The sequence below is a fragment of the Streptomyces sp. NPDC059989 genome (genome assembly GCF_042736975.1).
Taxonomy (GTDB): domain Bacteria; phylum Actinomycetota; class Actinomycetes; order Streptomycetales; family Streptomycetaceae; genus Streptomyces.
Map to the genome: position 1 here is coordinate 126,835 of NZ_JBHWUO010000023.1, position 7,978 is coordinate 134,812.

Below are 7,978 nucleotides of genomic sequence, written 5' to 3' on the forward strand. Positions count from 1 at the left end.
TCCACGGCGTGAAGTGCGTCTTACGTGGCGCGAACCGGTGGGTGCGCGGCATCCGGGGGGCGGCGCGCTGGCTACGATGGGCCAGCCGGTGGCCGTGGTGGCCGTGCGGCCCAGCGACCCTCCGGGAAGGCCATGCTGAACAAGTACGCGCGTGCATTCTTCACGCGTGTTCTCACGCCATTCGCCGCTTTTCTGCTCCGGCGGGGGGTGAGCCCGGACGCGGTCACCCTGATCGGCACGGCCGGAGTGGTGGTGGGAGCGCTGGTCTTCTTCCCCCGGGGCGAGTTCTTCTGGGGCACGATCACCATCACCCTCTTCGTCTTCTCCGACCTGGTGGACGGGAACATGGCCCGCCAGGCCGGCGTCTCCAGCCGGTGGGGCGCGTTCCTCGACTCCACCCTCGACCGGGTGGCGGACGCGGCGATCTTCGGCGGGCTCGCGCTCTGGTACGCGGGCTCCGGGAACGACAACGCACTCTGCGCGGTGGCGATCTTCTGCCTGGCCAGCGGCCAGGTGGTCTCGTACACGAAGGCGCGCGGCGAATCGATCGGCCTGCCGGTGGCCGTCAACGGACTCATCGAACGCGCCGAGCGGCTGGTGATCTCGCTGGTCGCGGCCGGTCTGTCCGGGCTGCAGACCTTCGGGGTGCCGTCCTGGATCGGGGTGCTGCTGCCGATCGCGCTGTGGATCGTGGCGGCGGGCTCGCTCGTCACGCTGATCCAGCGGGTGGTCACCGTACGCCGTGAATCCGCCGAGGCCGACGCCGCGGCCGCGACCGCCGAGGGGGGCGCGGCCTGATGGCCGAGGGGGGCGGGACGACCGCGAAGGACAAGCTGGTCGACGGGCTGTACGGGCTCGGCTGGGCGGGAGTGAAGAAGCTCCCGGAGCCGGCCGCGGTGGCCCTGGGCCGCAAGATCGCCGACGTGGCGTGGAAGCGCCGCGGCAAGAGCGTGCTGCGGCTGGAGTCCAACCTCGCCAGGGTGGTGCCGGACGCCACCCCGGAGCGGCTGCGCGAGCTGTCGCATGCGGGCATGCGCTCGTACATGCGCTACTGGATGGAATCCTTCCGGCTGCCCGCGATGGACACCAAGCGGTTCGGCGAGGACGTCCTGCTCAAGGACGACCACATCCTGCGCGAGGCCATCGCCTCCGGGCGGGGCGTCATCGCGGCGCTGCCGCACCTCGCGAACTGGGACCTCGCCGGGGCCTGGGTCACCGGCCACTTGGGCATCCCGTTCACCACGGTCGCCGAGCGGCTCAAGCCCGAGTCCCTCTACGACCGCTTCGTGGCCTACCGGGAGAGCCTGGGCATGGAGGTCCTGCCGCACAACGGCGGCTCCTCCTTCGGGACCCTCGCCCGCCGGCTGCGCTCCGGTGGCCTGATCTGCCTGGTCGCGGACCGGGACCTGTCGGCCTCCGGGGTCGAAGTGGACTTCTTCGGCTCGGCGGCGCGCATGCCGGCGGGGCCGGCGCTGCTGGCGCAGCAGACGGGGGCGGTACTGCTCCCGGTGACCCTGTACTACGGGGACTCGCCCAAGATGTACGGCCGGATCCACCCCGAGGTGGAGGTGCCGAAGACCGGGACCCGGACCGAGAAGACCGCCGCCATGACCCAGGCGGTGGCCGACGCCTTCGCGTGGGGGATCGCGGAGCACCCGGAGGACTGGCACATGCTGCAGCGACTGTGGCTGGACGACCTGGAGGAGCGCGCCTAGTGAAGATCGGCATCGTGTGCCCGTACTCGTGGGACGTGCCCGGCGGCGTCCAGTTCCACATCCGGGACCTGGCGGACCACCTGATCCGCCTCGGCCACGAGGTGTCGGTCCTGGCCCCGGCGGACGACGAGACCCCGCTGCCGCCGTACGTGGTCTCGGCGGGGCGCGCGGTACCGGTGCCGTACAACGGGTCGGTGGCCCGCCTGAACTTCGGCTTCCTGTCCGCGGCCCGGGTCCGGCGCTGGCTCCACGACGGCACCTTCGACGTGATCCACATCCACGAGCCGGCCTCGCCCTCGCTGGGGCTGCTGTCCTGCTGGGCGGCGCAGGGACCGATCGTGGCGACCTTCCACACCTCGAACCCGCGGTCGCGGGCGATGATCGCCGCGTACCCGATCCTCCAGCCGGCGCTGGAGAAGATCAGCGCGCGGATCGCGGTGAGCGAGTACGCCCGGCGCACGCTGGTCGAGCACCTGGGCGGGGACGCGGTCGTCATCCCCAACGGCGTCGACGTGGACTTCTTCGCCAAGGCCGAGCCGAACCCCGCCTGGTCCGGACAGACCCTGGGCTTCATCGGCCGCATCGACGAGCCGCGCAAGGGCCTGCCGGTGCTGATGGCGGCCTTCCCGCAGATCGTGGAGGCCTGCCCGGACGTACGCCTCCTCGTGGCGGGCCGCGGCGACGAGGAGGAGGCGGTGGCCGCCCTGCCGGCGGACCTGCGCTCCCGGGTGGAATTCCTCGGCATGGTCTCGGACGAGGACAAGGCACGGCTGCTGCGCAGCGTCGACGTCTACGTGGCCCCGAACACGGGCGGCGAGAGCTTCGGCATCATCCTCGTCGAGGCCCTCTCGGCTGGCGCCGCGGTGCTCGCCTCCGACCTGGACGCCTTCGCGCAGGTCCTGGACCAGGGCGGCGCGGGCGACCTCTTCACCAACGAGAACGCGGACGCGCTGGCGGCCGGCGCGATCGCCCTGCTGCGCGACCCGGCCCGCCGCGCGGAGCTCAGCGCCCGCGGCTCGGCACACGTCCGCCGCTTCGACTGGTCCACGGTCGGCGCGGACATCCTGGCGGTCTACGAAACGGTCACGGACGGCGCGGCCGCGGTCGCCGAGGACGAACGCATTCCGCTCCGCACCCGCCTGGGCTTCTCCCGGGACTCCGCCTCCTGACGGCAGCCGGTCACCCGGCGGAGACGGTGCGGTCCGGCCGCCCGCCGGGGGCGACGGTCACCTCGAGGACCGCGCCGCCGGCCGTCGTCATGCGGATCCGGTCGGGGCCCGTCCAGACGGCCTCGCGGAGCTCGTTGTCGGGGTCGTCGCCGTTGAAGTACCCGACGGCCCAGCGGCGCTCACCGAGCCGGCCGTCCTCGTGGACGTAGACGTACCACAGCGGGTCGATCATGGCGTGACCCCGTTCCACCACCATGCGCCGGTCCTCGCGGCCGGGGGCCGGGTGGCTCTCGGTCTCCTGCTGTCCGCCGTCCAGTAGGCCAGCACCGTGTACAGGAGCATGAGGGGGGCGCCGAGGACGAGCAGCGGGGTGCCGAGGGCGACGCGCGGCGCCACCGTACGCAGCCCCAGGAGGATCGCCGCGCCCAGCGCGATCAGCGAGAGCCAGCCGATGACGACGGTGTGCTCGGCCACCCGGTGCGCCAGGACGAGCCCGCCGTGCGGACCGCCCCACCGGCGGGCGGCCAGGGCCGCGGCCACGAGGGCGACGGCCCCCGCGAGCAGGGCGAGTGACAGTGGTCTGCGGTACGGCGCCATCCTGCGGATCCCCCCGGGGTAGGTGTGATCACGCACCTTAGGGCTCCGGCCGCGGTCCGGCGAGGGGTGATGGGCGCCGGTGGCGCGCGGAGCGGTAGTGTCGCCGCCCGTGATCGAAACCCTTGTCTGGATTGCCCTCGCGCTCGGTGTCATCGGGGTCTACCTCAGTTGGACCGCCGGCCGGCTGGACCGGCTGCACTCGCGGATGGACGCGGCTCGGGCCGCGCTCGACGCGCAGCTGGTGCGGCGGGCCTCCGTCGTGCTGGAGGTGGCCACCTCCGGGGTGCTCGACCCCGCGTCCTCCCTCGTGCTGTACGAGGCCGCGCACGCCGCCCGGCAGGCCGAGGAGGAGCAGCGCGAGGTGGCGGAGAGCGAGCTGAGCCAGGCGCTGCGGGCGGTGTTCGCCGACGCGGACCAGGTCGAGGTGCTCAAGGCCGCTCCGGGCGGGGCGCAGGCCACGGAGGAGCTGGCGGCGGCGGTGCGGCGGGTGCCGATGGCGCGCCGGTTCCACAACGACGCCGTACGGGCCGCCAGGGCCCTGCGCCGGCACCGCAAGGTCCGCTGGTTCCGGCTGGCCGGTCACGCACCCTTCCCGCTGGCGTTCGAGATGGACGACGAGCCCCCGGCGGATCTCGCGGATCGGCCCGTATAGGGCCCGTATAGGGGGCGTACAGGGCCCGTCCGGAGCCCGGCTGGAGTCTGCCTAGGGCCGCAGGGGACAAATGAAGAGGCCACCGGCTCCACATTGGCCCTTGTAGTGGACTGGTCCGTGGGGTTTCCTCAGCCAGGTAGTACCCGTCTTCCTTTCGAGTGAGGTCAATCCGTGAGCACGCTTCCCACCTCCCCCCAGTCCGCTGAGTCGGCCATCGGCACCTCGCGCGTCAAGCGCGGCATGGCCGAGCAGCTCAAGGGCGGCGTGATCATGGACGTGGTCAACGCCGAGCAGGCGAAGATCGCCGAGGACGCCGGCGCCGTGGCCGTCATGGCCCTGGAGCGGGTCCCCGCCGACATCCGCAAGGACGGCGGCGTGGCGCGCATGTCGGACCCGAACATGATCGAAGAGATCATCGAGGCCGTCTCGATCCCGGTCATGGCCAAGTCCCGCATCGGCCACTTCGTCGAGGCCCAGGTCCTCCAGTCCCTCGGCGTCGACTACATCGACGAGTCCGAGGTCCTGACCCCGGCCGACGAGGTCAACCACTCCGACAAGTGGGCGTTCACCACCCCCTTCGTCTGTGGTGCCACCAACCTGGGCGAGGCCCTGCGCCGCATCGCCGAGGGCGCGGCCATGATCCGCTCCAAGGGTGAGGCCGGCACCGGCAACGTCGTCGAGGCCGTCCGCCACCTGCGCCAGATCAAGAACGAGATCGCCAAGCTGCGCGGCTTCGACAACAACGAGCTGTACGCCGCCGCCAAGGAGCTGCGCGCCCCGTACGAGCTCGTCAAGGAAGTTGCCGAGCTCGGCAAGCTCCCGGTCGTGCTGTTCTCCGCCGGTGGCGTCGCCACCCCGGCCGACGCCGCCCTGATGCGCCAGCTCGGCGCCGAGGGCGTCTTCGTCGGCTCCGGCATCTTCAAGTCGGGCGACCCGGCCAAGCGCGCCGCCGCCATCGTGAAGGCCACCACCTTCTACGACGACCCGAAGATCATCGCGGACGCCTCCCGCAACCTGGGCGAGGCCATGGTCGGCATCAACTGCGACACCCTCCCCGAGGCCGAGCGCTACGCCAACCGCGGCTGGTAGTCACCACCATGACCACCACCCCCGTGATCGGTGTCCTGGCCCTCCAGGGCGACGTACGGGAGCACCTGATCGCCCTGGCCGCGGCGGACGCCGTGGCCAGGCCGGTCCGGCGTCCCGAGGAGCTCGCCGAGGTCGACGCCCTGGTGATCCCCGGCGGCGAGTCCACGACGATGTCGAAGCTCGCCGTGCTGTTCGGCATGCTGGAGCCGCTGCGCGAGCGCGTGCGCGCCGGCATGCCCGTCTACGGCACCTGCGCCGGCATGATCATGCTCGCCGACAAGCTCCTGGACGGCCGTGAGGACCAGGAGACCCTGGGCGGCATCGACATGATCGTGCGCCGCAACGCCTTCGGCCGGCAGAACGAATCCTTCGAGGCGAAGATCGACTTCGCGGGCATAGCGGGCGGGCCCGTCGAGGGCGTCTTCATCCGCGCCCCCTGGGTCGAATCGGTCGGCGCCTCCGCCGAGGTGCTCGCCACGTACGACGGCCACACGGTCGCCGTGCGCCAGGGCAACGTTCTCGCCACCTCGTTCCACCCCGAGCTGACGGGTGACGACCGGGTCCACGCGTACTTCGTCGACATGGTGCGCGCGGGGCTGTAACGCCGTCCCGGTAGGATCTGAGGCGAACATTGTTGGTGACGCGAAGGAGACAGGCAGATGTCCGGCCACTCTAAATGGGCTACGACGAAGCACAAGAAGGCCGTGGTTGACGCCAAGCGCGGCAAGCTCTTCGCGAAGCTGATCAAGAACATCGAGGTCGCGGCCCGTATGGGCGGCGCCGACATCGATGGCAACCCGACCCTCTTCGACGCCATCCAGAAGGCGAAGAAGAGCTCGGTCCCGAACAAGAACATCGACTCCGCGGTCAAGCGCGGCGGCGGCCTCGAGGCCGGCGGCGCCGACTACGAGACGATCATGTACGAGGGCTACGGCCCGAACGGCGTCGCGGTGCTCATCGAGTGCCTCACCGACAACCGCAACCGCGCCGCCTCCGACGTCCGCGTCGCCATGACCCGCAACGGCGGCTCCATGGCCGACCCGGGCTCGGTCTCGTACCTGTTCAACCGCAAGGGTGTCGTCCTCCTGCCCAAGGGCGAGCTTTCCGAGGACGACGTCCTGGAGACGGTGCTCGAGGCGGGTGCCGAAGAGGTCAACGACCTCGGCGAGAGCTTCGAGATCATCAGCGAGGCCACCGACATGGTCGCGGTCCGCACCGCGCTCCAGGAGGCGGGCATCGACTACGACTCGGCCGACTCCAACTTCCTGCCGACCATGCAGGTCGAGCTGGACGAAGAGGGCGCGCGCAAGATCTTCAAGCTGATCGACGCGCTGGAGGACAGCGACGACGTGCAGAACGTCTTCGCCAACTTCGACGTCTCGGACGAGGTCATGGAGAAGGTCGACGCCTAACAGGCGCTTGACCGCTCACCTTTCGAACGGCGGGCCGACGGGGACACACCCCGGCGGCCCGCCGTCGCTTTGCGCCGATGTCAGTGGGGGCGGATAGCCTGCACGGACAAGCAGTCGAACGGCAGGGGGCGGGCGGTGCGCGTACTCGGTGTGGACCCGGGGCTGACGCGGTGTGGTGTCGGCGTCGTCGAGGGTGTTGCCGGGCGTCCCCTGACCATGCTCGGGGTGGGGGTCGTACGGACGCCCGCGGATGCCGAGTTGGGCCACCGGCTCGTCGCCATCGAGCAGGGCATCGAGGAATGGCTCGATGAGCACCGGCCCGAAGTCGTCGCCGTGGAGCGGGTGTTCAGCCAGCACAACGTCAGCACCGTGATGGGCACCGCGCAGGCCAGCGCCGTCGCCATGCTGTGCGCGGCCCGGCGCGGCATACCGGTCGCCCTGCACACCCCGAGCGAGGTCAAGGCCGCCGTCACCGGCAGCGGCCGGGCCGACAAGGCCCAGGTCGGCGCCATGGTGACCCGGCTGCTCCGGCTGGACGCACCGCCGAAGCCGGCCGACGCGGCCGACGCGCTCGCCCTCGCCATCTGCCACATCTGGCGGGCCCCCGCCCAGAACCGCCTCCAGCAGGCGGTCGCCCTGCACGCCTCTGGCTCGAAAGGCCGTACCCGATGATCGCCTTCGTCAGCGGCCCCGTCGCCGCGCTCGCCCCCACCCTGGCCGTGATCGAGGTCGGGGGAGTGGGCATGGCCGTGCACTGCACGCCGAACACCATCGCCGGCCTGCGGATGGGGGAGCAGGCCCGGCTGGCCACCTCCCTGGTCGTACGGGAGGACTCGCTCACGCTGTACGGCTTCGCCGACGACGACGAGCGGCAGGTCTTTGAACTGCTCCAGACGGCGAGCGGGGTCGGGCCGAGGCTGGCGCAGGCGATGCTCGGCGTCCACAGCCCGGACGCGCTTCGCGTGGCCGTGTCCACGGGCGACGAGAAGGCGCTGATGGCGGTCCCGGGGATCGGGAAGAAGGGCGCGCAGAAGCTGCTGCTGGAGCTGAAGGACAAGCTGGGCGCTCCGCTGGGGTCCAGCGGACTGGTGGGGGCGCAGCGGGCCGCCGCGTCCGGGCCGGCCCCGTGGACCGAGCAGCTCGCCGCGGCCCTGATCGGCCTGGGCTACGCGGCCAGGGAAGCCGACGAGGCCGTCTCGGCGGTGACACCGCAGGCCGAAGCCGCCATCGCCGCCGGCGGCTCGGCCCCGGTCCCGCAGCTCCTCAGGGCCGCCCTCCAGTCCCTGAACCGTGCCCGCTGACGATGCCCCTGCGGCGCCGCCGCCGGGGGCTCCGCCCCCGGAC

Annotated in this window: 11 protein-coding genes; 9 read left to right on the forward strand and 2 right to left on the reverse strand. The window is 71.7% G+C overall.

Annotation, left to right across the window (positions count from 1 at the left end):
* Window positions 1-132: 132 nt before the first annotated feature.
* The 3 genes from pgsA to ACFWBN_RS21925 are packed head-to-tail and all read left to right on the forward strand — an operon-like array spanning window position 133 to window position 2,884.
* Entirely contained in the window at window positions 133-798 is a 666-nt protein-coding gene (gene pgsA / locus ACFWBN_RS21915) for a phosphatidylinositol phosphate synthase (RefSeq protein ID WP_385178559.1), read from the forward strand.
* Window positions 798-1,715, forward strand: a complete 918-nt coding sequence (locus ACFWBN_RS21920; RefSeq protein WP_385178560.1) for a phosphatidylinositol mannoside acyltransferase — start codon at window positions 798-800, stop codon at window positions 1,713-1,715. The genes pgsA and ACFWBN_RS21920 overlap by 1 nt, the downstream gene beginning before the upstream one ends.
* On the forward strand, window positions 1,715-2,884 hold the full coding sequence (locus ACFWBN_RS21925; RefSeq protein ID WP_385178561.1) for a glycosyltransferase family 4 protein: 1,170 nt from the start codon (window positions 1,715-1,717) through the stop codon (window positions 2,882-2,884). The genes ACFWBN_RS21920 and ACFWBN_RS21925 overlap by 1 nt, the downstream gene beginning before the upstream one ends.
* Window positions 2,885-2,894: 10 nt before the next feature.
* On the opposite strand, the gene ACFWBN_RS21930 is transcribed toward ACFWBN_RS21925, so the two are convergent.
* Window positions 2,895-3,116, reverse strand: a complete 222-nt coding sequence (locus ACFWBN_RS21930; RefSeq protein ID WP_385178562.1) for a hypothetical protein — start codon at window positions 3,114-3,116, stop codon at window positions 2,895-2,897.
* On the reverse strand, window positions 3,113-3,481 hold the full coding sequence (locus ACFWBN_RS21935) for a hypothetical protein (RefSeq protein WP_385178563.1): 369 nt from the start codon (window positions 3,479-3,481) through the stop codon (window positions 3,113-3,115). The genes ACFWBN_RS21930 and ACFWBN_RS21935 overlap by 4 nt, the downstream gene beginning before the upstream one ends.
* A gap of 109 nt (window positions 3,482-3,590) precedes the next feature.
* On the opposite strand from ACFWBN_RS21935, the gene ACFWBN_RS21940 reads away from it, so the two are divergent.
* The 6 genes from ACFWBN_RS21940 to ruvA all read left to right on the forward strand — a co-directional run bounded on the left by ACFWBN_RS21940 (window position 3,591) and on the right by ruvA (window position 7,935).
* Complete coding sequence (locus ACFWBN_RS21940) at window positions 3,591-4,133, forward strand: hypothetical protein (protein WP_385178564.1); 543 nt, start codon at window positions 3,591-3,593, stop codon at window positions 4,131-4,133.
* A 171-nt stretch (window positions 4,134-4,304) separates the two neighbouring features.
* Window positions 4,305-5,222, forward strand: coding sequence for a pyridoxal 5'-phosphate synthase lyase subunit PdxS (pdxS, locus tag ACFWBN_RS21945; protein WP_215018835.1), 918 nt, complete (start codon window positions 4,305-4,307; stop codon window positions 5,220-5,222).
* Window positions 5,223-5,230: 8 nt separating this feature from the next.
* A complete protein-coding gene (gene pdxT / locus ACFWBN_RS21950; protein WP_385178565.1) occupies window positions 5,231-5,824 on the forward strand; it encodes a pyridoxal 5'-phosphate synthase glutaminase subunit PdxT in 594 nt (197 codons plus the stop codon).
* Window positions 5,825-5,881: 57 nt separating this feature from the next.
* Window positions 5,882-6,634: a YebC/PmpR family DNA-binding transcriptional regulator gene (locus ACFWBN_RS21955; RefSeq protein ID WP_008740481.1), complete on the forward strand. Its 753-nt coding sequence runs from the start codon at window positions 5,882-5,884 to the stop codon at window positions 6,632-6,634.
* A gap of 135 nt (window positions 6,635-6,769) precedes the next feature.
* Complete coding sequence (gene ruvC / locus ACFWBN_RS21960; protein WP_385178566.1) at window positions 6,770-7,306, forward strand: crossover junction endodeoxyribonuclease RuvC; 537 nt, start codon at window positions 6,770-6,772, stop codon at window positions 7,304-7,306.
* Window positions 7,303-7,935 (forward strand): Holliday junction branch migration protein RuvA, encoded by a 633-nt coding sequence (ruvA, locus tag ACFWBN_RS21965; protein ID WP_385178567.1) that lies wholly within the window; start codon window positions 7,303-7,305, stop codon window positions 7,933-7,935. The genes ruvC and ruvA overlap by 4 nt, the downstream gene beginning before the upstream one ends.
* Window positions 7,936-7,978: the final 43 nt, after the last annotated feature.